The 25,824-nt window shown below is 62.1% G+C and carries 18 protein-coding genes; 12 read left to right on the top strand and 6 right to left on the bottom strand.

Features of this window, described 5'->3' with window-relative positions:
• Nucleotides 1-15 precede the first annotated feature (15 nt).
• Entirely contained in the window at nucleotides 16-2,211 is a 2,196-nt protein-coding gene (locus G4G27_RS22055; RefSeq protein ID WP_183110616.1) for a TonB-dependent receptor, read from the bottom strand.
• A gap of 241 nt (nucleotides 2,212-2,452) precedes the next feature.
• Between G4G27_RS22055 and G4G27_RS22050 the strand changes: the two genes are divergently transcribed.
• The 3 genes from G4G27_RS22050 to G4G27_RS22040 are packed head-to-tail and all read left to right on the top strand — an operon-like array spanning nucleotide 2,453 to nucleotide 6,632.
• Entirely contained in the window at nucleotides 2,453-3,319 is an 867-nt protein-coding gene (locus G4G27_RS22050) for a CoA ester lyase (protein ID WP_183110615.1), read from the top strand.
• Nucleotides 3,319-5,745: a sodium:solute symporter gene (locus G4G27_RS22045; protein WP_183110614.1), complete on the top strand. Its 2,427-nt coding sequence runs from the start codon at nucleotides 3,319-3,321 to the stop codon at nucleotides 5,743-5,745. Before G4G27_RS22050 ends, G4G27_RS22045 begins: the two co-directional genes overlap by 1 nt.
• Before the next feature lie 8 nt (nucleotides 5,746-5,753).
• Nucleotides 5,754-6,632 (top strand): LysR family transcriptional regulator, encoded by an 879-nt coding sequence (locus tag G4G27_RS22040; RefSeq protein ID WP_202049615.1) that lies wholly within the window; start codon nucleotides 5,754-5,756, stop codon nucleotides 6,630-6,632.
• Nucleotides 6,633-6,720: 88 nt separating this feature from the next.
• Here G4G27_RS22040 and G4G27_RS22035 read toward each other — a convergent pair whose 3' ends face one another.
• On the bottom strand, nucleotides 6,721-7,617 hold the full coding sequence (locus G4G27_RS22035; protein ID WP_183110613.1) for an AraC family transcriptional regulator: 897 nt from the start codon (nucleotides 7,615-7,617) through the stop codon (nucleotides 6,721-6,723).
• Nucleotides 7,618-7,731: 114 nt separating this feature from the next.
• Between G4G27_RS22035 and G4G27_RS22030 the strand changes: the two genes are divergently transcribed.
• The 8 genes from G4G27_RS22030 (at nucleotide 7,732) to G4G27_RS21995 (ending at nucleotide 17,712) form a co-directional block, all read left to right on the top strand.
• Entirely contained in the window at nucleotides 7,732-8,481 is a 750-nt protein-coding gene (locus tag G4G27_RS22030; RefSeq protein ID WP_183110612.1) for a phytanoyl-CoA dioxygenase family protein, read from the top strand.
• A gap of 1,108 nt (nucleotides 8,482-9,589) precedes the next feature.
• Nucleotides 9,590-10,840: a sarcosine oxidase subunit beta family protein gene (locus G4G27_RS22025; RefSeq protein WP_183110611.1), complete on the top strand. Its 1,251-nt coding sequence runs from the start codon at nucleotides 9,590-9,592 to the stop codon at nucleotides 10,838-10,840.
• Nucleotides 10,841-10,849: 9 nt separating this feature from the next.
• Nucleotides 10,850-11,146 carry a sarcosine oxidase subunit delta gene (locus G4G27_RS22020; protein WP_183110610.1) on the top strand — a complete coding sequence of 99 codons (297 nt, stop codon included), beginning with the start codon at nucleotides 10,850-10,852 and terminating at the stop codon, nucleotides 11,144-11,146.
• Nucleotides 11,035-14,082 (top strand): sarcosine oxidase subunit alpha family protein, encoded by a 3,048-nt coding sequence (locus tag G4G27_RS22015; protein WP_244624460.1) that lies wholly within the window; start codon nucleotides 11,035-11,037, stop codon nucleotides 14,080-14,082. Before G4G27_RS22020 ends, G4G27_RS22015 begins: the two co-directional genes overlap by 112 nt.
• Nucleotides 14,075-14,596, top strand: coding sequence for a sarcosine oxidase subunit gamma family protein (locus G4G27_RS22010; RefSeq protein WP_183110609.1), 522 nt, complete (start codon nucleotides 14,075-14,077; stop codon nucleotides 14,594-14,596). Before G4G27_RS22015 ends, G4G27_RS22010 begins: the two co-directional genes overlap by 8 nt.
• A 56-nt stretch (nucleotides 14,597-14,652) precedes the next feature.
• Nucleotides 14,653-15,510 (top strand): formyltetrahydrofolate deformylase, encoded by an 858-nt coding sequence (purU, locus tag G4G27_RS22005; RefSeq protein WP_183110608.1) that lies wholly within the window; start codon nucleotides 14,653-14,655, stop codon nucleotides 15,508-15,510.
• A 4-nt stretch (nucleotides 15,511-15,514) separates the two neighbouring features.
• Nucleotides 15,515-16,423, top strand: a complete 909-nt coding sequence (gene folD, locus G4G27_RS22000; protein ID WP_183110607.1) for a bifunctional methylenetetrahydrofolate dehydrogenase/methenyltetrahydrofolate cyclohydrolase FolD — start codon at nucleotides 15,515-15,517, stop codon at nucleotides 16,421-16,423.
• Complete coding sequence (locus G4G27_RS21995) at nucleotides 16,420-17,712, top strand: DUF3422 domain-containing protein (protein WP_183110606.1); 1,293 nt, start codon at nucleotides 16,420-16,422, stop codon at nucleotides 17,710-17,712. Before folD ends, G4G27_RS21995 begins: the two co-directional genes overlap by 4 nt.
• Nucleotides 17,713-17,889: 177 nt before the next feature.
• Here the strand turns inward: G4G27_RS21995 and G4G27_RS21990 are convergent, their stop codons facing one another.
• From G4G27_RS21990 to G4G27_RS21975, 4 genes are all read right to left on the bottom strand, one after another.
• Entirely contained in the window at nucleotides 17,890-18,825 is a 936-nt protein-coding gene (locus tag G4G27_RS21990; RefSeq protein WP_183110605.1) for an alpha/beta hydrolase-fold protein, read from the bottom strand.
• Nucleotides 18,826-19,009: 184 nt separating this feature from the next.
• Entirely contained in the window at nucleotides 19,010-21,160 is a 2,151-nt protein-coding gene (locus tag G4G27_RS21985; protein ID WP_183110604.1) for a TonB-dependent receptor, read from the bottom strand.
• 154 nt (nucleotides 21,161-21,314) lie between these two features.
• Nucleotides 21,315-22,721 carry an FAD-linked oxidase C-terminal domain-containing protein gene (locus G4G27_RS21980; protein WP_183110603.1) on the bottom strand — a complete coding sequence of 469 codons (1,407 nt, stop codon included), beginning with the start codon at nucleotides 22,719-22,721 and terminating at the stop codon, nucleotides 21,315-21,317.
• 33 nt (nucleotides 22,722-22,754) lie between these two features.
• Nucleotides 22,755-23,930, bottom strand: a complete 1,176-nt coding sequence (locus G4G27_RS21975) for an amidohydrolase family protein (protein WP_183110602.1) — start codon at nucleotides 23,928-23,930, stop codon at nucleotides 22,755-22,757.
• A gap of 690 nt (nucleotides 23,931-24,620) precedes the next feature.
• Between G4G27_RS21975 and G4G27_RS21970 the strand changes: the two genes are divergently transcribed.
• Nucleotides 24,621-25,625, top strand: coding sequence for an AraC family transcriptional regulator (locus G4G27_RS21970; RefSeq protein WP_244624459.1), 1,005 nt, complete (start codon nucleotides 24,621-24,623; stop codon nucleotides 25,623-25,625).
• The last annotated feature ends 199 nt before the right edge of the window (nucleotides 25,626-25,824 follow it).

Below are 25,824 nucleotides of genomic sequence, written 5' to 3'. Positions count from 1 at the left end.
GGTCTTGCTCCCAGGTCAGAAGTCGCGGTGGAAGGTCAGCGACACCGTGCGCCCGCGACCTGCAAAATAGTTCTGGTAGATATCGATCTGCGACGACGACAGGAAATAGAACTTGTTGAACAGATTTTCGACACCGAGGGAGAAGGTGCCGACATCATTGACCCGGTAGCCGGCCGTCGCATCGAACAGCGTGTACCCCTTGGTGTGCTCCTCGGTCGATTTGCCCTTATTGATGTTGCGACTGAACAAGCTGGTCGCGCCGAACGAAATCGACCCCTCTGGCGTAAACTGCCAGGATATCTGCCCATTGGCCTTGTCGGGCGCGATGTTGAGCACACCGAGCGTCACATCGAGCGGATCGGTCACGCCATTGGCAGCCGATGTCTTGCCCACCACATGGCTGAACAGGGCGTTCAATCGCACTGTGGAGGTCGGGCGGAACTCCGCCGTCACGTCGAAGCCATAGATCTTGATCGGTCGGCGGTTGAGCACATAGTCCTTAGTTATCGGATCGACCGTGAGGCTTGAGCCCAGGTCGGACTTGGACTGATAGTAGGAAACGCCGACGCTACCCATCCGGCCGCGCCAGTTGAATCCGACCTCCTTGTTCTTGAAGACCACCGCCTGGAGATCGAACAGGCCTTCGACTGTCTTGCCCGGCGTGTTCACGTTGCGCAGCGGGATACCGGCATTGGGCAGAGTGAAGCCTTCACCATAGGTCGCAAAGGCCGAGAATCCACCGCCGAAGCGACCGATGATGCCGGCGTTGAGCAGGTCATTCTTGTATTTGAGGTTGCCGCCCTTCACCAACACGCTGTTGCGGTAAAAAGTGGTCGTATAATCGTCGACCTTGACCTTGCCGTCTTCGTGACGCCAGCCGCCGCTCAGCGTCACTGGACCGAGATCATAGGCCAGCTGCACATAGGGGCCGAAGCTCGTATAGTTGAGCGGCGGCACCCAAACGCGATTGGTCAGGGCGAGATATTGCTGAGTCTGATCATGCACCGCGTCGATGCCGAAACGCAGTTCAAAACCCTGCAGCAGGAAGTCGGGGCGCGTGTAGGAGGTGCGCAGTCCGTATTTCTTCGACAGGATTTCCGATTGGTCGAAGATGACACCCGGCGAGATGCGTGGATCCTGCTTGTCGATCCCGTTATCGCCTGGGAAGCACATCTCCTGCTTCGCATAATAGGCCGTGGCCACAAGACTGCCGCCGAACAACGAAGTGTTGCTGTAATTCAGCGCATATTGCTGGAACTTGTTGAAATCAGGGGCGAACAGGAGCTGGCCCGTGATCGGATCCGTCGGCGGCCCGGGCTCCGCCGTGTCGGGAATGCCGAGTGTGCGGCTGCCGGCGACATAGTGATAATTACCGTTGGCCTTGAGTTTGAAATAGCTCGCGACACCCTCGACGCGCTGGGAATCGCCGTCACCGAAATTGGTGCCGATCTTCAGGAAACCATCCCATTGCTTCGAGTCGGCAACCGAGCTCGATGCGCTGATCCCGATACGGCGGCCATGAGCGTCGTAGGTGATACCGCGCGTCAGATAGGATCCAGCAGCGAAGACATCGATCCCGCCCGACTTGTGGCTAAGCGTTCCGCCAATCTTCCAGGTCGCACTGTCGTCGTCGAACTGGGTGCCGAACCGGCCGGTCACGCCAAAATGCGTACCGGGCTCGGTCGCACGTTTGGAAATATAGTTGATGATACCGCCGGCCGCGCCGATGCCCTCGGACGCAGATGCGCCGCCGATCACTTCGATGCGCTCGATCGTCGCCATGTCGGTGAAGGTCGCGTTGCGGCTGCCGTCGCGTAGCGGCGTCGACTGCGGGATGCCGTCGAACATATAGAGCGCGGTGCGACCACGCATCGTCTCGCCTAGCGTGTTGAGCGTCTGGTTCGATTCCGAATAGCCCGGGACGGTACGGGCCAGCACTGCGGTCGCATCCTCGGTGATGGTCAGCGAGCGCTGCACTTCAGCGGGAGAGATGATGGTGATCGCGCCGGCGATCTTGTCGATTGCCTTGGGCGATCTCGTGCCGGTGACGACAATTGGCGTCGTGTCCTCTTCGGGCGCTGTGGCGGTCTGGTCCGGTGTCTGCGCGGCTGCGTCGGCGGCCGTGCCGGAAGGCAGCGAGCCGGCGTAAGCGGCGGAGCACATCGTTCCGGCGAGAGCCGTGCCGAGCGCCAGACGTGCAAGCATTTGCATGATAATCCCCTCCCTATTTTTTTATTGGCGCCATCATTAGACGCGCGGCGCAACACGTTAAACCGGGCCCCGGCTGCGTTCAGACACGACATTTTGTGCGGTTTCAACGAGAGCGGTAGCCCAACCGTTAAGGAAAACAGCACAAATACTGTCGTCCAAACGCAATTGATGCCCGCCCCCGCACTGGCGCGTCGCGCACTGCTACGGCTATCATGCGTCCGACAGGGGAGATGCGACAACGATGCGCAGCAAATTGTTCGTGCCGGGCGCACGGCCCGATTTTTTTATCAAGGCACTGGCGAGCGAGGCGGATGCCATCTCGTTCGATCTCGAAGACTCCGTGACGACAGGCGGCAAGACCGCAGCGCGCAGTGCAATAGCCGGGTTCCTGGCCAGCGAAGCGACGCGCACCGCGCTGGCGGCGAACGGCAAGCAGGTGATCGTGCGCGTCAACGCGCCTCACTCGCCGCATTTTGCCGCTGATATCGCTGCGATGGCGCTGCCCGATGTCGCTCTGATCAACCTCCCCAAGCTTGAAGATCCCGACGATGTCGTCACCGCGGTGACCGCGCTTGAACGCGCCGAGCAAGCTGCCGCCATTACCCGCCCGATCGGCCTGCTGATCACCATCGAGACACCCCGCGCATTGCGGCGGGCAGCCGAGATCGCGACGGCACATCCCCGCATCGCCGGCTTGCAACTGGGGCTCAACGATCTTTTCGAAGCGCTCGCGATCGATCGCCGGGCACTCGGCAGCGCCCATGCCGTGATGCTCGCCATGCGACTCGCCACCGGCGAGGGCGGCGCCTTCGCCTATGACGGTGCCTATGCGGCCATAGCCGACGACCAGGGCTTTCGCCTTGAAGCCGAGCAGGCTCGCGCACTTGGCTATCTCGGCAAGAGCTGCATTCATCCCCGGCAGATCGCTATTGCCAACGCTGTGTTCGGCGCGCGCGCGGATGCGCTGGATCAGGCGCGCCGGATTGTCGCTGCCGCGGATGAAGCCGCTGCGATCGGACGCGGCGCCTTTCAGCTCGACGGGCGGATGATCGACCGGCCCGCGATCGAGCAGGCACGCGCGACGCTTGCGATGGCGGACAAGGAATAATGGCTTTTTCCCGTATCGTTCGGCGGTTGATCGTCCTGCTCGCTTTTTGCCTCGCCGGTGCCGCATTGCCCGCGTCCGCGGACGATAGCGTCTCGCTGGTCAAGGCCTCCAACCTGCCTCCGCTCGCCGCCGGAGACGGTGCGACGATGGTGGCACTTGGCGGGCGCACCGTGGTGATCGGCCCTAACGGCGCCTGGGCGCTCGCCGCGGACCGCAGAGCTTGGCAGCCGCTCGATCGTTCGCGCCTGCCCGCCGACCGGAAGCCGCGCATTGTCGCCAGCAATGGCCAGCGCGCCGTGCTACTCCGGGGAGATGCGCACGCCATGAGCAATGTGGCGATGCTCCAGCTCGATAACGGCGCGCTATCGTTGCGTACGCTTCCCGCGCTGCCCCAACCGCTGACGGTCGCCCAAGCCGTGGTGAGCGGCGAAACCGTAACGATCGCCGGCCGGAGCATCGGCGGTACCGCGCGGGTGCTCGACCTGACTTTGGGTGACCCGTCATGGCGCGTGCGCGCGCCATGGCCCGGCGCCGGCACGCCCACGACCCTCGCCGTGCAGAATGGCGTGCTCTACCTGACGCTGCGCAATGGGGCGGCCGAGCAGCTCTTGGCGTTTGGCGACAAGGACGGATGGAAGGGACGCGGCTCTACCCCCGGCCCGGTACTGGCCGGTGCAGCACGCGCGATCGGCCAGGCACATATCCTGTATCTCGTGTCCGATACGAAGCGGGGCACTCAACTGTACGCCTTCCACACGATCACGGCCGCGTGGGCGGCTATGCCCTATCGCGCGACGGGCGGTGTCGATGCGGGCGTGGCGGCGGGTAACGGGCTGGTTCTCGCTCATGCCGACGGCGGCCGGATGACCTTCGCCGTCGCCGAGCTCGAGCGGCAGCGCCGCGCGCTCGATCTCCTCGATTGGACGATCATCATTGTCTATATGGCAGCGATGCTTGGGGTTGGCGGCTATATGTACCGCCGCGCCAAGCTCAACTCGACCAGCGACTTCTTCCTCGGCAGCCGCTCCATTCCCTTTTGGGCGGCCGGCGTCAGCATGTTCGCCGGCAATACCAGCTCGATCAGCTATCTCGCCATCCCGGCCAAGGCGTTCGAGACCAATTGGGAATATATGACCTCGAAGATCGTCACCGTGTTCGGGCTGATGTTCGTTGCGATCTGGGTGGTCCCGGCGCTGCGCCGACTCAACCTCGTCTCGGTGTTCAACTATCTCGAGCAGCGCTTCCATCCCGCGATCCGCATGCTCGCGAGCGCGCTGTGCATCGCGATGCATGTCGGCGGGCGGATGGGCGTGGTGCTGTTCCTGCCGGCGCTAGCGATCGGCACGATCACCGGCTTCAACGTGATCGGCTGCATCTGCATCCTCGGCGTCTGCACCATCATCTACACGGCGCTCGGCGGGATGCGCGCGGTGATATGGACCGATTTCATCCAGGTTATCGTGCTGATGGGCGGCGCGCTCTTCGCCATCGGCTATATCGTCTGGTCGCTCGGCTTTACCGCGATCGAGCAGGCCGCAATGGCGTCCGACAAGACCCATATGATCAACACCAGCTTCGATTTCACCCAGCCGACCTTGTGGGGCTTCCTCATCCTTATCCTATTCGACACCGTGCTGACCTTCCCCAAGGACCAGATCCTGATGCAGCGCGCGCTGGCGACTTCGTCGGACAAGAACGCCGGGCGCTCGATCTGGCTATTCGCGGCGGTGCTGCTGCCCGGGGGCCTCATCTTCTACGTTATCGGTACGGTGCTGTTCGCATATTACCAGGCGCATCCGGCTCGGCTCGATCCGCTTCTGCCGATCGATGCCGTGTTCCCCTCGTTCATTGGAATGGAACTGCCGCACGGCGTGACCGGGCTGATCATCGCTGGCCTGTTCGCGGCGGCAATGGGCACGCTGTCGGGCACGATCAACAGCGTCGCAACCTTGCTGTCAGTCGATTTCTACGAGAAGTTCGCCAAGAATCCGACACAGAAAAAGACCGTGCGCTTTGCCGAATGGATGACAGTGCTAGTCGGCGTGGTCGGCATCGGACTGGCAGTGCTGCTGTCGCAGCTCGACATCCATTCGCTGCTCGACCTGTCGATTGAGCTGTTCGGCGTGCTTGGTGGAAGCTGTGCGGGCGCCTATACGCTCGGCATGTTCACCCGCCGCGCCAACGCCGCCGGTGTCGGGATCGGCATCGTCGCGGCATCGGCGATCACGCTTGCGGCGAGCATCTTTCATCTCGTCCATCCCTATTTCTACCTGGCGATCGCGATCTTCGTCTCGATCGCGGTGGGTTATGTCGCGAGCCTGTTCTTTCCGGCGCCCCAGCGTTCGCTGGAAGGCCTCATCGTCCCGATTGGCCGGTTCGGACGGCGGCGCACACAGGAGGATGAGCCATCGACCTCCATTTCCTGAAAACTTTCGTGACGGTGGTCGATCGCGGCTCGATGGCGGCGGCGGCGCGGGCGCTCAACGTCAGCCCTTCGGCGGTCGCGCAACAGCTCCATGCGCTCGAACGGGAGCTCGGCACGCCGCTCATCGTTCGCGTCGGCCGCACCGTGCGCATGACCGAGCAGGGCGGGCGAATTCTCGGCCAGGCGCGCGAACTGCTTCGCAACGCGGCCGAGTTGCGCAACACCGCTCATGATGATGCCATCAGCGGCAATCTGCGTCTGGGCGCGTGCACGACGCCGCTCAGTGGCATGCTGCCGGATATCCTCGCCCGGCTGATCGGCAAATCCCCGGCGATCAACGTGCATATCCAGTCGGCCAGCTCAGCGCAGCTTTACGCTGCGGTCGAGGCCGGCGAGCTCGATGCCGCTTTCGTGCTCGAAGCACCCTATCCGATTCCGAAGACGTGCGAATGGTGCATGCTGCGCGAAGAGGCGCTGATCATGCTGGCGCCCCGGCATCTCGCGCACCGCGATCCGCATGATCTCCTCCGTACCGAACCCCTGATTCGCTACGACCGGCATCAATGGGGCGGCCGCAGCGCCGAGGATTATCTGCGCAAGGTCGGGATCACGCCAAGGGAGCGCTTCGAACTCAACGCCCTTAATGCCATTGCCGTGATGGTGGATCGCGGCCTCGGCGTGGCGCTGGTGCCCGATTGGGCACCGCCTTGGCCGGCCGGACTTTCGCTCGCCCGGATAGCGCTGCCGACGCCCGTCGTCGGACGGCGGATCGGGATCGTATGGTCGCGTGCCACCGTACACACCCGGCTGGTCAATTTACTGCTGGCCGAAAGCGAAGCAGCGACCGCCGATGCGACCAATGGGCAGAATGGCGATAGCGCTGCATAACGCTGCATGGGAGCGGCGGGTGTACTGGCGGCGCGATCGCGCGATCAAAGGCTGGCGCCCGGCCTCGGCACCGGCGCCGACGACGCGGTTAGCCGCCGAGCATCCTGCGTTGATACTCTCGCGGCGAAACGCCGATTTCCCTGCTGAAGGCGCGGGAGAAATTGTGCACCGTGCTGAAACCGAGCTGAAATGCGATCTCCGAAATGCTCACGCCCGAGTGGAGCACCAAGTCACATGCTTTCTGCATCAGCGCGCGGTTCTTCATCGCACGGGGGCTTTCACCGTGAGTTTCGCGGAAGAGCTTGCGAAAGTGCGAGTCGCTGAGATGCGCGGCGCGCGCCATCGATGAGAGGTCGAGGTTGATTTCTGGCTCTACGCGAATCCGCTCGGCCGCGCGGCGTAGCGCTGGCCACCGCGCGCGCGCGCCGGTCGCCGACGGAGACAGGCCGGTTGCGATCTCGCCGATAATCTCGAGCATCAGACCCGACACGCACAACGGTCGGCGCGCGCCGCGCTGTTCGGCGATCGCCTGTTTCATCAGCGCGTAGATTGCCGGACCATTGACCACCGGAAGCTTGCCGCGCCAGCCGGCGATCGGCTGTCGCAAGAACGGCGGATGCATGTCGGCATGGTCGCCCGCTGCATAGGCAGTTCCGCTTCTGATGCGCGGACTGCACAGCGGATCATAGACGAGATCGAAATGCAGATAGGCGACGAACATCTTCGGCGGATGGCCGCGCATCTCATGCAGAATACCAGGGGCAATCCAGATCAAGTCGGTCGGACCGACATCGAACGTTTCGTCGCCCACCGAAAATCGACCGGTGCCGGAGACGATATAGACCAAGAGATAGTCGGCCACTGCGCGGCGGGCGATGTGCCACGCTCCGCGCCAATGCTCCAGCGCGCCCCGAACATACGGCGAGAGCATCGCCGAAAGCTCATGGTTGGCCTCGCCCTCCCCCTCAGTATCGTGCGCGCTCATCGGCTCAGCTTAATCGATTGGGATACATATTGCACGGCCCGGGCAAAGACGTCGGCGAAAGGGCCTTCTAAAATGAGACCTACCTGACAACACCATGTAAAGGCCCGCGGAATCATGCCTTATCCTAAACCAACGACGCAGGACGTACTGCGCTTCGAAGCTGACGGCTTTCTGGTCGTGCGCGATGCAATCGACCCGGAGGAAGTCGCGGCGCTTGTCGCGATGGGTGCGGACATGACGCAGCGCCCGGCGGACTGGGGAAAGGACTGGGATTGGCGACGCGGTGAGCCGCTTGATCAGCGTGCTTATCGGATCGTCCAGAGCGGTGTCGACCGGCTGTTTCCCTGGCTGCCGCAATCGCGTTTCCGCGCCTGGGCCGGCCGGTTCGGCGGCGCGCTGATGCGCCAGGATATGGCGTTCTGGTATGAACAGTTTCTCGGTAAGCCGCCCGGCGTCGGCGCACCGACGCCCTGGCATCAGGACGAAGGCTATTGGGGGCGCACGCTGGAGGATTGTGGCATCACCTGCTGGACTGCCTTCCACGCCGTTGGACCGGAAAATGGCTGCATGCACTTCGCGCGCGGTGCGCATCGACGCCTGATCGAGCATTGCAACCCTCCAGAAATGGCAAGCGACCTGCTGGTCTGCGATATTGCGCAGGACGCCGAGGTGATTGGCTGCCCGATTGAGGCCGGTAGCGTGACGTTTCATCACAGCAAGACGCCGCATATGACCACTGCCAACAGCACGCCGCGGTGGCGCCTGTCGCTCGCGCAGCATTTTCGAAACCCAGCGTGCGCGGTGCTCGCAGCGGACCATTACGATTGGCGCGTAAGGGTTTGTCAGCGGACGGATGGGGGTTGATCGCGACCTACAAAGCACTTCTACTGCGATCGCCCGGCGAAGAAATCGGTACGAGCCTCGGCATAATGGCGAAGCGCTCACACCCAGCCGGGATCAAACGCTTGCGCTCGGTCTTTGCGGATTGCCGTCGATTTTGGGGAAGGCCTTGCCGCCGGACGGAGAGCCGAAGAAATTGATCGCGCTACTCGAAGCTGTTCACCCAGATGGTTCGTCCAGCGACGCGGTCGCACACCGCGTCCACCTGCCATTGATGAGGCTGCTTTCCCAAGTGAGCGAATCCGCAAAGGGGCCGCTTGCCGCCTCGACACGGCCCGAGTGAATGCGTTGGCACCACGATGCCCACTGCTTTTCTGAGATCAAGGGCGCTGGGTGACCGCGATATTTACATGTCTTGTCGGCCGTTCTCCACGACGACGTAGTGGTCGAGCACCGGACGACGCGCCCCGCGCCGTCGTTAAGAAAGGCGGGCTCGAGGGAGAAGCATTTATTCGGGACGCATCACTATTTCCTCAGTTCTGCTTATGTGCGGTCAGCGTTCATTTACCTGCGCGCGCGTTCAGAAGCGCAGGGCGCGATCTATCTGAAGATTTTGACTGGCCTCACGTCCCACGCTTGGGCCTTGGGCAGACCGGCTGGGTGGCAAGGGCGTCCCGGTCTTCTTGCACCCCGCACGCTCTGAACGCTGTCACCCGGAGGCGCCAGCGCGCTTTGAAACGTCATCGATCTGACAATTGACCGTTGAACCGCCACATTGGCCCTAGGTCGAGACAGATAACGCGCAATGCGGTCCTGCACCTCGGTAGCTGACGGGAGACCTCATCTTTCGCACGCGCGCAGGCATCGCGACTTCCTAGGCGGACTAGGGCTGTCGACGCAAGCAAGAAGCTGCAGAAAATCACGATAAATCATAGCGATGATTAAAACATGTCCTCGAGTTGACTAAACTATACAGTACTGTATTGTAACATCAGATTCGTTGAAAACTTGCGAGGAAGCGCCTGCGGCGATGGCAGCACAGCGCGGACTTGCACCACAAATCAGCAACCGACTTCAGATGCGCCGGGGGTCAGCGCGATCCGAATTCCGCACCAGATTGGCGAGAGATGATATGCGCTATTCCGCCTGGAACGTTTTCAAAGAGGGGCTGAAGGAGCAACGCGGATGGAAACCCGCATGGCGCTCGCCCGACCCCCAGCAGAGCTACGACGTTATTGTGATCGGTGGCGGTGGCCATGGCCTCGCGACCGCCTATTATCTCGCGAAGTCATTCGGCATCACCCGCGTCGCGGTCCTGGAAAAGGGCTGGATCGGCGGTGGCAACAGCGGTCGCAACACCACAGCGATCCGCTCGAACTATTATTATCGCGCGAGCGCCCGGATGTACGAGCATTCGCTCAAGCTCTATGAGGGCCTGTCGAAAGAGCTCAACTACAATGTGATGTTCAGCCAGCGCGGGATGATCTCGCTCGCGCACAGCCTCCACGATCTTGAGCTCGTAAATCGGCAGATGAACGCGATGCGGCTAAACGGCGTCGATGCCGAAACGCTGTCTCCGGCCGAAATCGGGCGCCGCGTGCCGATTCTCGACATTTCGCCAGCTGCACGGTTTCCCGTCCTCGGTGGCCTAATCCAAAAACGCGCGGGCACGGCCCGGCACGATGCGGTGGTATGGGGTTATGCCCGGGCCGCCGATGCGCTGGGGGTCGACATTATCCAGAATTGCGAGGTCACGGGTTTTCAACGTGGCCCCGATGGCGCCGTGACCGGGGTTGAGACATCGCGCGGGCGGATCGCCTCGCGGAAGATCGGCGTGGCTGTGGCGGGCCACTCGAGCCGGCTTGCCGAGATGGCCGGTTTCCGCCTGCCGATCACAAGCTACGCGCTTCAGGCCTTTGTGTCGGAGCCGTTGAAGCCCGTTCTCGACACGGTTATTCTGTCTCCTGCGACGGGCGTCTATATGAGCCAGTCGGACAAAGGCGGGCTCGTCATCGGCGGCGGGCTCGACCTCTACCCTTCCTATGCGCAGCGCGGAAACATGCCGGTGATGAGCAACGTGCTGGGCGCCGTCGCGGCGCAATATCCCTCGCTCGGCCGGGTCCGGCTGCTCCGCCATTGGGCGGGTATCGTCGATGTGGTTCCCGACAGCAGCCCGATCATCGGAGCCTCCCCGGTGCCGGGGCTTTTTCTTGACTGCGCATGGGGCACGGGTGGCTTCAAGGCCATCCCGGTCGGCGGCACGATGCTAGCACACCAGCTCGCCACGCTTAATCCGCATCCGCTCGCCAAACCCTTCTCCCTCGACCGCTTCACAACGGGCGCTCTCATCGACGAAGCGGCCGGCTCCGGCATCGCGCACTGAGGATCGTTCATGCTGCAAATTTCCTGTCCCTGGTGCGGTCCCCGCGACGAGCTCGAGTTTCGGTGCGGCGGCCAGAGCCATATCATCCGTCCGGATCCGCCTGAGGCAATCGACGACGTCTCCTGGGGCAAATATCTGAGTGAGAAGATCAACCCGCGCGGCGAGCACCTCGAACGATGGCAGCACAACGCAGGATGCCGCCGCTGGTTCAACGTGGCCCGCGACACGGTGACGCATCGAATCCGGGCAACCTATCATATGACCGAAGCCGCGCCTGCCTTTTCCGCAGACGGAGTTGCCCCATGAGCCGGACTCACCAGCCTTTTCGCCTGGGCTCTGGCGGGCTCATCAACCGCAACCGGCCGCTCACCTTCCGGTTCGAAGGCCGCGTCTATTCAGGCTTTGAGGGAGACACGCTGGCCTCCGCCCTTCTTGCGAACGGAATCCGGCTGGTGGGGCGCTCGTTCAAATATCATCGCCCGCGGGGCATTTTGGGCTTCGGGCCCGAAGAGTGCAATGCCCTGATCCAACTCGGCGTCGGCGCGCGCAGCGCACCAAACCTGCGCGCGACCGAGATCCGCCTTCACGAGGGTCTCGAAGCCAATGCGGTAAACTGTTGGCCAAACGTCCGTTTCGACGTCGGCGGCGTGAACAACTTCTTCTCGCGCTTTCTGGTGGCTGGTTTTTACTACAAGACCTTCATGTGGCCGAGCTGGCACCTGTATGAGGGCCTGATCCGACGCGCAGCGGGCCTCGGCAAGGTGTCGAAGCTGGCAGACCCCGACCGTTATGAAAGCCGCTTCGCTCACTGCGATGTCCTCGTCGTCGGAACCGGCCCGGCCGGCCTCGCGGCGGCGCTCGCGGCCGCCAGGGACGGCAGACGCGTCATCGTCGCCGAACAGGATCATGTACCCGGCGGCACGCTGCGCTGGGAAGGCGGCGCGATAGACGGATTGCCGGCCGATCGCTGGGCAAAGCAAAAGGTGGCGGCGCTGGAAGCCATGCCCAATGTCCGCATCTTCCTCGGCACCGCCGTTTGCGGCTATTTCGATCATGATGCGCTGGCGATGGTCGAGACGGTGTCGGCCGACGATCCGGCAGCGCCCGCGCATTTGCCGCGCTACCGGCAATGGCACGTCCGCGCTGGCCGGGTGGTCCTCGCAACCGGGGCCATCGAGCGCCCACTGGTCTTCCCCGGTAACGACCGGCCCGGTGTCATGTTGGCCAGTGCGGTGCGCCACTATATCGTTCGCTACAGCGTGCGGCCTGGCGATCGCGCTGTAATCTTCACCAACAATGATGAAGCTTACCGGACGGCGGTCGCCTTCGTCGCCGCCGGCGGCGTCGTGGCAGCGGTCGTCGATACTCGAACGGAGATAGGCGCCGCAGTCGCGACATCGATCGAGACCCTCGGCATCCCGCTGCTACGCAGCAGTGTAGTTGTTGCAACAAAAGGAACGAAGGCCCTTCGCCGGGTGGCGATCCGCAGCACGGACGGCTCCATCCGGAAGCTCGACTGCGATTTGCTGGCAATGTCCGGCGGAAGCAATCCCAACGTCAATCTCTTCTCGCAGTCGGGTGGAAAGCTGCGGTTCGACGAAGAACTGACCGCCTTTCGTCCTGCCCGCTCGGTGCAGAACGAACGGTCAGCGGGCGCCGCGGACGGTCTCCTCACCCTCAGCGAAGCGCTCGACAGCGGGCATTCCGCCGGGGTTGGCACGGATGCAGACGATTGTGCCGGGCCCAAGGCTACCTTGGCGTATGGACCATCCGGCATCCGCGCCTGCTGGCAGGTCGATGCGCCGGGCAAGGCTTTCGTCGATATGCAGCATGACGTCAGCGCGGCGGACATCGAGCTTGCGGCGCGCGAAAGCTTTCGCTCGGTTGAGCACCTTAAGCGCTACACGACGCTGGGCATGGCATCAGACCAGGGGAAGACATCGAACGTCAACGCGCTCGCCCTCATGGCGCACCAGACGGGCCAGAGCATTGCCGAGACCGGAACAACGCGCTTCCGTTTTCCATTTGTACCGGTCGCCCTCGGTTCCTTTGCAGGCCGTGCCCATGGCGAGCTTCTCCGGCCGCTCCGTCGCCTTCCAATCAATGATCGGCACGTGGCTTTGGGTGCCATCATGGAAGATTATGGCTGGCTCCGGCCGTCGGCTTACCCGCGCGGCAACGAGAGCCGTTTCGAGGCGCAACAGCGCGAAGCACTCGCCGTGCGCAACGGAGTCGGCATCTTCGACGGATCGACGCTCGGCAAGATCGAGGTGCGCGGTCCCGATGCCGGCAAGCTCCTCGACTTCATCTATGCGAGTGCGATGTCGACCCTGAAGGTCGGGAAGGTCCGCTACGGGCTGATGCTCAACGAACTCGGCGTCATCATCGACGACGGAGTCTGCGCGCGACTTGGCGAGGACCATTTCCTCGTCGGCGCCTCAAGCGCCGGCGCGGATCGAATCGCCGCCTGGCTGGAGGAGTGGCTCCAGTGTGAATATCCCGATTGGGACGTTGTGGTCGCGCCGGTCACCACCTGCTGGTCGGTGCTGACTCTGACAGGCCCCGGAGCCCGCGCGCTCCTCACCGAAGCTGACACGAGCTTCCCGACCGGGACCGAGGAATTTCCTCATATGAGCTTTCAGCTTGGTACGGTCGCGGGGATTGAGGCGCGGGTCATGCGGGTGAGCTACTCGGGCGAGACCTCCTATGAAATCAACGTCCCGACTCGCGGCACGGGCGAACTTTGGGACATCCTCCTGCGCCTTGGCGAGCGCCACGATCTGACACCGGTCGGCATCGATGCCTGGGATTTGCTCCGCCTCGAAAAGGGCTTCCTCCACCCAGGCGCCGATACCGACGGGACGAGCACGCCGCTTAACGTCGGATGGGATCATGTCTTGCGGCGCAAGGGCGACTTCGCAGGCAAGCGATCACTGATGCTTGAACATCATCAAGACCCCGGGCGGCTCCAACTCGTCGGCCTGCAGGCCGAAGGCCGCAATGTCCTCCCGATCGGCGCACATCTGGTGCGTGGCAGCGGTACCGATCGTATCAGCGACGGGTTCGTGACGTCGAGCGCGTTCAGCCCGATCTTTAACCGCGGCGTCGCCATGGCGATGGTCCATGGCGGGTCGAACCGGATCGGCGAGACGGTCGCGCTCGACCATGATCGGCGGCGCTTCTCCGCGACAATTGTCAAACCGACGCTCTACGATCCCGAAGGAACGCGGTTCAATGGCTGAGACGATGCATCGACCCGTTGTCATCAGCGAGATCGTGCCGCCCCGGCTTACGGTCTTGCGCTTGCGGCGCCCTTCGAACGATGACCTCGCGCGAATTGGCGCGCTGATCGGAACCGCGCTTCCGACGGATCCGAACCAAGCAAGGGACGGCGCGGTGCGCGTCATCTGGATGGGCCCTGACGAATGGCTGATCGTCGGCGACACGGCGCCGACCAGCGCAATCGAGGAGGCCGCCACGCACGCCGCGGCGGCGCTGTGCGTCAGCGTCGGCGACGGCCGCTGCGTTTTCGAGGTCACCGGTCCTGCGGCGGCCGACCTGATCGCTAAGGGCACGTCGCTCGACCTTCACCGGACGCTGTCCGCAGCAGACCGGTCTGCGATGACGTTGTTTGCGCAAACCAATGTGATCATCGATCGGCCGCCGGGCCTCGACGGGTACCGCCTGATCTTCGATTTCAGCGTCCGCGACTATCTCCGATTTTGGTTTGCCGACGCCGTCATAGAGTTCGGCTGAGGGCCACCCGTCGGCCGACTGCGCTGTTCTCAAATTCCAAACATAGCGAGCCTTGTATGAGCGACATCCTGCATATCCTGACCTTGTCCTGTCCCGATCAACCGGGGATCGTTAGTCGGGTGACGGGCATACTCTTCGAAGCCGGTGCAAACATCCGCGAGGCTGGCCAGTTTGAGGATGAAGAGACCGCCAATTTCTTCATGCGCGTGCTGTTCACGCTCGCCGAGGACAAGCTTCCGATGCTTTCGGTGCGGTTCCGCGAACTTGCCGAAGGCGATGGGATGAACTGGTCAATCCGCCCGTTGGAGGCGCGCCGCAAAGTCCTGCTCCTCGTTTCCAAGTTCGATCACTGCCTCGCCGACCTTCTCTATCGCTGGCGCATCGGCGAGATGGCGATGGACGTCGTGGGTATCGTATCGAACCACCCGCTCGCGACGTTCGCAGGGCTCGATCTCGGCGGGGTGCCGTTCCATCATTTTCCAGTCACGCGCGATACCAAGGCCCAGCAAGAGGCTCGCATCAAGGCGGTGGTCACCGAAAGCGGCGCCGAGTTGATCGTGCTCGCTCGCTATATGCAGATTTTGTCGGACGATCTGGCGGCATTCCTGTCGGGGCGATGCATCAACATCCATCATAGTTTTCTGCCGGGCTTCAAGGGCGCAAAGCCCTACCACCAAGCGCATGCCCGCGGCGTTAAAATGATCGGCGCGACCGCGCATTATGTGACAGCCGACCTCGATGAAGGCCCGATTATCGCGCAGGATGTCGAACAGATCAGCCACGCCGATTCCCCCGAAGCGCTCGTCCGCAAGGGTCGCGATATCGAGCGGCGAGTGCTCGCCCGGGCCGTCCGCCACCACCTGGCCGACCGTGTGCTGCTGAACGGCGAGAAAACCGTCGTATTCACGGACTGAGTTGATGGCGACGATTATCGATGGAAAGGCGATCGCTGCGGCGATCTTCGCCGAAGTCGCCTCCGGCGTCGGCGAAATGGCGGCGGCCGGCGTCGGCCTGCCTGGGCTGGCCGTGGTCCTGGTGGGCGAAGACCCCGCCAGTATCGTCTATGTGGGCCGCAAGCTCGCACACACCCGCAAGGCGGGGTTCCAGTCTTTCGAACACCGGCTGCCCGCCGAAACGAATGAGGTCGATCTGCTCGAATTGATCGAGCAGCTCAACGCCAACCCGATGGTCAACGGCATTCTCGTCCAGCTTCCGCTGCCGCCGCACATTCGCGCGAACCGCATTCTCGATGCGATCGAACCGCTGAAGGACGTTGACGGCTTCCACCCGGTGAATGTCGGTCGGCTTTCGATCGGTACAGAGGGGCTTGTGCCCTGCACGCCACTTGGGTGCATGCTACTCCTTGAAACCGTCATCGAAGACTTCCGCGGACTGAAAGCGGTGGTCATCGGCAAGTCGAATATCGTCGGCAAACCCGTGGCCATGCTGCTGCTCGAACGAGAGTGCACGGTGACCGTCACCCATATTGCAACGCGCGGCCTTCCCGAGATTGTCCGGTCGGCGGACATCGTGGTCGCCGCGGCCGGCAGCCCCGGGCTCGTTCGCGGCGACTGGGTGAAGCCCGGCGCCGTCGTGATCGATGTCGGTATCAACCGGATCGGCACGCCCGGCATCGACTCCCGTCTCGTTGGCGACACCGCGTTCGTCGAACTCGGCCATGCCGCCGCGATCACCCCGGTGCCCGGAGGCGTAGGGCCGATGACGGTTGCCTGCCTCCTTCGGAACACGCTCATAGCCGCAAAGAAGCAGCAGCGATCGGCGCTTCCGGGAGATGGGCGACAGAAGCGCCTCGTTAGTCTGACATGACACAGGCACCGGGCTTCACCGAACATCCGCAGCGTCGGGAAGTCGTCGGCGAAATGCACCTTCGGCGTTTTCCCGAATTCGTGCTGCCGGCGCAACTCGTTCAGCTCGTACGCATCGTCGATCGCCGTGAGAATTCAGAAGAGCAGCTGGCTGTAGCCGCTCTTCCCGGCCTGTGTGACACGACAAGCGAGCGGCATCGGGAAGGCCGCTGGTCGCCAGACGTCGGCGCATCGTGGGAACGGCACAGCGAGGCGAGTACGGTGACGGTGACGATGGTCGGAACGGCCGCGCGTGGCGTCGGCTGGGATCGCCCTCCCACCTCCGACGCTGCCGCCGCGCTCAGATGGGCGGAAACGGTGCCCGGTTCGGTGATCCGTGCAACCCGGCTCATCGTCGTGGCGAGCGACGAGGACGCCCGGTCCCCGGTGGATGCCGCCCGTTTCCGACAATCACACCTGGTTTCCTGTCATGTCGCGGGGGGCGCGCGGATCTGGAGTGACTTCCAGATTCATGAGGACGGTTACGGCCGTATAGTGATTGCGGCAAACACCTTGCCCACGACCGAGGTGATTAGCTGCGTCCAGCGTCTCCAGGAGTTGGGGAATTATCGCAATCTCGCTCTAATCGGACTGGCGGCAGCACGGGCCGCGTGGACCGCATTAGACGAAATCGAAATGGCGTTGAGCGAAACCGGACGGGCGCTACGGAATGGCAAACACCGAGACGATGATTTGCTGGCGGCCCTGACGGCGCACAGCGAACGCCTGCTCTCGATCGCGGCCGAAACGGACTTCCGCATGAGCGCCACGGCCGCTTATGCCGAGATCGCCGCGGAACGGCTGCAGGAGCTGCAGCCGCAACCGATCAAAGGTTTTCAGTCTCTGACCGATTTTACGAGCCGTCGGTTCAATCCCGCGGTACGAACCTGTACATCACTGTCGCGACGCCTTGCGCTATTGAACGGACGAGCCTCGCAATTCACCAGCCTGTTGCGCACGCGCATCGACACCCATATCGAAAACCAGAATGCGCGGCTGCTCGCATCGATGGAACGCAGCACGCGTATGCAGCTACGCCTTCAACATGTCGTGGAGGGACTGTCTGCGGTAGCGATCAGCTATTATCTGCTTGGGTTGATTGCCTATCCGATCAAGGCGGCGGAGCATGTGTTAGGCGGCATCTCGTCGACGTCCGTGCTTGGACTCGCCGCACCCCTTATCGTCCTCGTCGTCTGGGCAGGACTCCAGATCATGCGGCGGCGACTGTTCAGTGAAGGTGATAGGCCTTAAGGCCAAGGCGCGCTGCATCGCCGAGTCCGTGCGACGGCACACAATGACAATAGGGGCGCTCGTTACGACCGCGCGCATCGAATTCCAAAACCATCCCACCGCCGGATCCAAGTGCGAATCGCCCTGCAGCGAGGCGCCACGCTGCATGGCGGCGGGCGTAAAGACAAACAGCTGAGCTTATGCGCGGTTCTTGCCGTAGAGATAGAGCAGAGCATCGTTTAAAGCCGGGATAAGAACGGAGGTATGCGTGTAGCCGTCGTAAGTCTTAGCCGACCAAGTCAGGTCGTTGGAGGGGTTTTTCCGCAAGGAACTTACAATCCTGTTGAAGCTTCTACCGATCTCTTCATAGAAGCTGACCCCTCCGGCCATCTCCTTGGTTCCGCTCGAAAGGAACATTTTGGTCGGGTGGACAATTGCGCCTTTGAGACCCTTTTCGAACTGCGCGACATAGTCGGTCGCGGTCTCGAATATACCTGGGCTTCCCAGCCAGTATCTATTGAAGAGCCTGGACTGACGCAGAAACGCGTAGAAGGTGAAGGTTCCACCGAATGAGTCGCCGATTATCCCTGCCGGGCCTTCTTTTATATTATACTTGGAGCGTATGAACGGATCCAGTTCGCTCTCCAGAAACTCAAGGAACTGATCGGCGCCGCCCGGGGTCGTCTGCGGGGTCCCCGCTCCCAGCAACTTGCCCATATATGCGGGGACTGAATCCTTCATGGTATAATCGCGGGTGCGCGCGTTCGGCCTATCCTCGGGATAGTCGAGCCCGACCAACAAGATCGGTGGGAATCCGGGATTGACCAGATCGGCGGTCAGCAGCCTGCAAGTCGCTGCGGCGACCGCAAGGGCGAATGACCCATCGAGTACATAGACTAATTCGAACGGCACCGGCTTGGCATCCGAACCCGATGGACCTGGCTTGACGTTGGACCAGACACCAACTGCCATCGTGTCGCCAACCGCTCTCGATCGAAATTCGAACGCCTCACTGTTCCGGAGAGCCCAGGGAGAAGTTTTTTCCCTGGTCTGCTCACCCATCCTTGCGTGCGCCACACCAGCATCGAGCTGCGTTGCACCAAGCACAGCCGTCAGGCTCAGTCCGCTCTCCATGAACTTCCTTCGATCAATCACGGTTCGTTTCCCTTGGCTTCGATAATTAAGCGACGGCGTTGCGCGATTTTAGAAATGCGATCCCGGGCTGCAGGCTGCAGAGATTCCGCGCGAACCCTGCCCGCTGCTATGGGCTGCATTTCAGGGTAACGTGGCCGATCCTTCGATCGGCCACCGAATTTCGTCAGAACTTCGCGCTGGCCCGGACACCCCAGTAACGTGGATCGCCATACACCGAGCCCGCTGACGGGGCTCCGAACTGGGCCAAGGCCGTCTTCGCCAAGAAGTCTGTCGCGTAGGTCGTATCGAGCAGGTTTTTCGCAAACAGCGAGATTCGATAGCGCGACCAGACAATCGAGGCGCTTGCGTCCACGAGCGTATAGGCATTGCGCGTCGGACACGGGCCGAACACCTGCGCCTCGCCGCAGAAATGCGTTGGCCCGACGCCGTTGACCGCCCCGTTGAACTCGAACGACACGTCGCCCGACAGTGGCCGGGTGTAGGTCGTCGCGAAACGATAGCTCCATTTCGGCGCGCGCTGGAACTGCTCGCCGACATTGCCGACACCCGGCGCGATGGTCGGCGAGAGGACGGTCGGATGGACGCGATTGTAACCGCCGCTCAAGTCAACCACCAGCTCGGGAGTGACGCGATATGAAGCGTCGACTTCAACGCCATAGGATTTGAGTTTGCCGACCGACACTTGAATGACGCGCGGCCCGATTGGCGTGGGAACGGTCGCCGCCGCGTTGAACGACTGTGCGTCGATGTAGAACAAGGCAACGGAAACACTGCCACGGCGATCGTCGAAATTGGTCTTGACGCCTGTCTCATATTGCCAAAGTCGCTGGTTCGGATAGGTCGCGAGCGGGCTGCCGGTGCCGACCAGCGAGGAGTTGAAACCGCCCTGGGTGAAACCCTTTGTGATCGAGGCATAGATCTGGGCGTCCGGATTGAACAGGTAGCGAGCCGTCACCTTGGGCTGGAAGCCGTGGAATCGGCCCTTCAATGATAGCCCGGTTGCCGGCCTGAGCTCCTGCTTGAGATCATCGTAGCGCGCGCCCGCCCCGATCACGAGATGATCGCCGATCTTGTATTCCAGGTCGGTGAAGGCGGCCAATGCGTTGTAGAAGACCGGCGGTACCGCTTGAGCGATCGATCGGCTCCCGAGCGCAGTGCCTCCAAAGAGACCGCCGCAGTCAGAGCAATCCCCATTGGCACCGCGGTTGTAATATCCGCCGACAAGCCACTTGAATGGGCCATTCCCGGTCGATTGCAGCCGCACCTCTTCGCTGAAATCCCGCAGCGCACCCGTCCCCCGCGCGACGAACGTGTCCGGCGTGTTCAGGTCGACGTCGTATGTGTCGCTAAAGTGCAGCGTATTATAGGCCGTGGTGCTGATCAGATCGAACGCGGCTGCTGAGAAAGTAATTTTACCAGAATAGCTGTTACTGCGCAGTCGGCTTTGGGGACGGCTGCCGGCAAGGACGCCGGTCGCGGGGCCGAAGACCGGCGTCAGCAGCAGACGGCCGTGCTTGTCGTTGATGTCCGCAACCTGATGGTAGAGAAAGGACGGCCCGAGCTTGTTCACATAGGTGTATTTAAGATCGACCGTCAGGTTGCTTGCCGGCTTAATCATCACGCGACCGCTCAGGGCCTCATAATTGTCCCGATCCGCGTTGCTGCCATCGCTGAAATTGCGGAAGCCCGAGCGCCGCTGAACCGACCCCGAAAAACGTGCCGTGATCAGATCCTTGACGATCGGACCGGCAACGGTCGCCGAACCGCGCACGGTTCCGGCATTGCCCGCTTCGGCGTTGATCTCGCCTTCGAACTCGTTCGTCGGCGCACGGGTGACGTAGCTGATCGCACCCGAATAGGCGTTGCGCCCGTAGAGCGTCCCCTGGGGGCCCTTGAGCACCTCAACGCGCTCAAGATCGAACAGGGGAATGGCAAAAGTCACGTCCGAAGGCTGATAGACGCCGTCGATGTAGAGCCCGACACCGGGCACGCCAAGCCCGCGCATCGTAACCGAAATCCGTGTGGCACGCGGAGCCGCAATGAAGAAGTTTGGCAATTTGGTCGATAGATCGCTGATGGTGAAATTGCCGGAGGCCACCAACTCCTTCGACGAGAAAACATTGATCGTCGCCGGGACCTCGATCAGGCGCTCGGAACGCTTGCGCGCCGTCACCACGATGTCGCCGTCGGAAGCTGCGCCATCGTCCTCGGACGGAGCCTCGTCGACCGGGTCGGCTTGCGCCGTAGCCTGAGCCATCGCAGCTTGCGGCAGCAGGGAAATGAACCCTGCCAAAAGTATCGCGTTCATGTGCATTCGCATTTTCATCTTCCCATTTTCTATTTAGCGGGCTTTTTCGATTTCTCCGGTGCGCGGGATCACAGCCAGACTGCTCCCGCTGCGGCCTGAACAAAGCCCTCCGCGTGCTGCGCGACAACATTCGTCGCGGAGATCAGGAACGGCCTGGTCATCAGTCCGGCGTGAAGATTTTGCCGGGATTGAACATCCCGCGCGGATCGAGCGCGCGCTTGATCAGGCGCATGACATCGACGGCCTCGCCGACTTCGTCGACCAGCGCTTCCTGCTTGCCCAGACCGATGCCATGTTCGCCGGTGCAGGTACCGTCCATCGACAGCGCCCGCGCAATCAGGCGCGTGTTAAAGGACTCCACTTCTTCCCACTCGAGCGGGGCGTCCGGGTCGAGTGAAAAGATGACGTGGAAATTGCCGTCGCCGACATGGCCGCAAATCGTCGCTGGAACCGAAACGGTGGCGAGATCGCGTTTCGTCTCGGCAATACACCCGGCAAGCCGCCCGATCGGCACACACACGTCGGTCGCCCAGCCAACCGCACCGGGGCGCAGGCCGACCGTGGCGTAATAAGCCTCGTGACGCGCCTTCCAGAGGCGTGAGCGCTCCTCTGGCAGCGAGGACCATGCGAACTCCCCGCCGCCATTCGCCGCAGCGAGCTCACCCACCGTTGCCACCTGCTCATCGACCGATGCCTGCGATCCGTGGAATTCGAAGAACAAGGTCGTCTGCTCGGGATAATCGAGCTTTCCCCAGAGATTGACCGCGCGCATCTGCATATCGTCAAGGATCTCCGCGCGAGCGATCGGGACACCCAGCTGGATCGCCTGGATCACCGTGGTGGCGGCGCCTTCGAGCGTCTCGAAATTGCAGACCGCCGAGGTGATCACCTCGGGGATAGGATGGAGGCGCAGCGTCACCTCGGTGATGATGCCGAGCGTGCCCTCCGCGCCGACGAACAAGTGGGTGAGATCGTAACCGGCCGCCGATTTCCTCGCACGCCGCGCCGTACGGATTTCCCGGCCGTCGGCGGTGACAACGCGCAGACCGAGCACCGCCTCGCGCATCGTGCCGTAGCGCACGGCGTTGGTTCCCGATGCTCGCGTCGATGCCATACCGCCGATCGTCGCATCGGCCCCGGGATCGACGGGGAAGAACAGACCCTGATCGCGAAGATGATTGTTAAGCGCGATGCGCGTCACGCCGGGCTCGACGGTGACGTCGAAATCGTCGGCATTGACGCTGAGGATGCGGTTCATCCGGCTCATATCGAGCGAGATACCGCCGGCAATCGGGAGAGCGCTTCCTTCCATTGAGGTGCCGGCGCCATAGGCCGTAAGCTTGATGTCATGTTCCGCGCACAAGCGGACAACGAAAACCACCTCTTCGGTGCTTTCCGCGAAGACCACGGCGTCTGGCAGGCTCGACGGGAAGTGGCTTTCGTTCTGGCCATGCTGCGAACGGATCTCCTCGCCGTAACTGACGCGCTCGCCCAATCGGCTGTCGAGCGCGGTGCGCGCTTCGGCCGGCAATCCGGATCGTGGTGAAATCTCTCCGACAGCATTCATTGATGTTGCTCCATGCCGGCGCAGTGCCGGGTCTCAATTCAGTCTGTTCTTCACGAGCTCGCCGGCGCGCATGATCAGATCGAGCTTGCGGCCATCGGCGGCGAGCAGCCCGATATCCTTGAGCGGATCGCCGTCGACGACGATCAGGTCGGCAAAAGCCCCGGGGCTGATGCAGCCGAGCATGCCTTCCTGCATCAAAATCTCTGCGCCCATCGACGTGGCCTGGCGCAGCATTTCCAGCGGCGTGAAGACCTCCGATCGAAGCGTGAATTCACGGCATTGTTGATCGTAAGTCACACCCAGCAGGTCGGTGCCGTAGCCCAGCTTCACCCCGGCATCGCGCATGTGCTGCAGACCTTCGATCGCCGTATCTGCGGCGATCTGGAGCTTGGCCAGGCTGTCGGGCGTCATGCCGAGCTTTGGGCCGGCCTCCATGCTGGCGAAGATGACCGACATCGTCGGCACGACATAGGCACCTCGCTCGGCGACCCATTGCGCAGTCTCGGCATCGATCAGCGTCGCATGCTCGATGCAGCGGACACCAAACTCGACGGAACGGCGGATCGCGCTGATCGGATGGCAATGCGCCGACACATAGGTTCGGCGTTCGGCGGCTTCGTTGACGATCGCGCGGATTTCGTCCTCGCGGAACTGGTTCATCCACATCGGGTCACTTGGCGACATCACCCCGCCCGACGCGGTAATTTTGATGCAATGGGCACCGCGGCGCAATTCCTCGCGCGCGGCCTTGATGCACTCGTCGACGCCGTCGACCACGACACCGCCCCAGTTCATCGATCCGCACGAACAATAGCCGTGGGTGTGGTGCATTTCGGTGGGCGTGCGATAGTCGACATGACCCCCGGTCATCGACAGGACCTTGCCGGCGTAGAAGAAGCGTGGCCCGCGGATCAGCCCGTCCGCAAGCGCTGACGCCAAGGGATAATCGCCGCCACCGATGTCACGAACGGTGGTGAAGCCGCAATCGAGCGCGTGGCCGAGCTTCTTGACCGCATGCGCCGTCCGGTAGGGCGCATCGCGGCCGTCGACGACCTTGGCGTTCAGGTCGGAAAAGTAAGCGTGAATGTGAAGATCGATCAAACCTGGCATCAGCGTCTTGCCGGCGACGTCGATCCGCTGCGCGTCATCGGCCTTGATCGGGCGATCGGAGACGTCGCGAATAAGGCCATTGTCTATCAGGACCGACATGCCTTCGGCGCATTCGCCATTAACACCGTCAAAAATGCGTGCGTTTTCCAATAGGATCATCTGCTAACCGCTTTGAATAATGTTGGCCGCTCGCGGAAGGCGTCACAGCACTTCCCCATGCTGTGGGGCGGTGACGGCGGGCTCAGAGGGGTTTCCCGACATTCAAGAGCCGGCGTGAAAGCCGGACCGATGCGAGCGAAATTACGTTTGTGCGTCCTGTTGCGGACCTCAGCCCGGCTTCCTCGCTCAATAAAGCCATGTCGCGCATATCCCCACCTCCGCCTATGGTGCCCGGGTCAGAGACGTTATGCTTTTGTGACACCGGATTGTTTGGGATATAGGCCGCACCCCTTTCGAGCGTGGCCAAAAGGCTTTCGAGCGCCGCCAAATGGCGTTCGCGACCTGCGTCCGGGCCATCGATTTGTTGACCTGGAAAGCTATTCCGCCTCGAATGGATTGAGCGAAGGGTTCGAGATGCGCCGACCAGCCAAGGGAGTCCCGAGTATGCGATCTTCTACAACAGGCATGCCAGCGGCTAAACGAGGCGGGCGACGAGCCACGGCGTCGCGAGCGGCCGCCGAGGATCCAGCCATTTCAAGTCCGGCCCTAAGGTCGGGCTTCCCATATTCTGCTGGCGATGCCGCAAATCTGTATGCTCGTCATTCGCCTGGAAATTTCGACATCGACCCGGTGAATGGCCCGATCGAGCTCTGGGAAGGTATCGTGCCGCCGAGCGACCCCCTGCATTATTGCAGGCGCAGCCCTTTTTTACGAAGCGGACGCTATGAGTTTTGCGGCCTCGCCGACGGCTTCCTCGTCACCTTCGGTGATATGGAATTCGGCGCGCCGCAATTGGTGCAAATGTCATTCCCCGACACATTGCGCATTTACATGACAAGCAATGGCGATTTCGAATACGGATCGTCGCATGACGACGCGATAAGCCTCGACGCACCGAACACCGCCATTTTAATTCAACCGGCCGGCGCGCCCGACACCGAGGCAACCGTCGCAGGACGCACGCGCTTCGTCTGTGTGTTCATACATCGTAAGGCGTTGAAGGCACTCTACTCAGGTGGCGAACTTGAATTGCCAGCTGTGCTCCAATCTTTTCTCGAAGGCTCGCTAAAGCGAACTGTTGCGCTGACGCTGCCATTGGACACCACCCTGCTGCGTTGTCTTGAGGATGTGCACGCCAGTTCGCTTGAAGGGTTCCGTCGACGCTTATTCCTCCGGTCGAAAGCCGTGGAAATCCTCTGCCAAGCCATCGAGTTGCTTGAACATAGCGAGAGCTTCGGGTCGCCAGATACGACAAGGCTGACAGCTCGGGGTGTAATGAAAGCTCAGCGCCTTCTGATGGAGAATTTTGTGGCGCCGCCTTCGCTGGAGTATCTCGCCCACGAAGTGGGGCTGAGCCGCAGTGGATTATGCACAGGCTTCCGCCAGATTCTGGGCCAATCGGTCTTCGACTATATTCTGGATCTGCGTATGCAGCAGGCCCTGGCGCTGCTGAATGAGCACAACGGCTCCATTTCCCAGATCGCCTACGCGGTCGGCTATAACCGCGCGTCAAGCTTTTCGGTGGCGGTGCAGCGTCATTTCGGTGCTACACCTTCCGAACTCCGCAAGCGTGGCCACCGATCGAGAGACCGGCAGAAAGCCGGCGTCCCTTCACAAGCTCGTTCAGCGCAATAGAAAATGCGATGCAGCGAGCATCGATTGCAGTTCGAAAGGCGCAGAGCGGCTTGCGCCGGTATGAGATTCCTTGCGCCCGCGGACGATGCAGCACGGCATCCCGGCAGCTGGAAGGACGGGTGCCGTAAAAACCTCGTTGCGCAGTAATGCCGCCACGCCTCTTTTTAATCGCTCAGAAATCTCGTCTTCGGGCGTGCCG

This window comes from Sphingomonas sp. So64.6b (genome assembly GCF_014171475.1).
Lineage (GTDB): Bacteria > Pseudomonadota > Alphaproteobacteria > Sphingomonadales > Sphingomonadaceae > Sphingomonas > Sphingomonas alpina_A.
The sequence above is the reverse complement of the archived record's forward strand: the minus strand, read 5'-3'. Positions and strand labels throughout refer to the sequence as shown.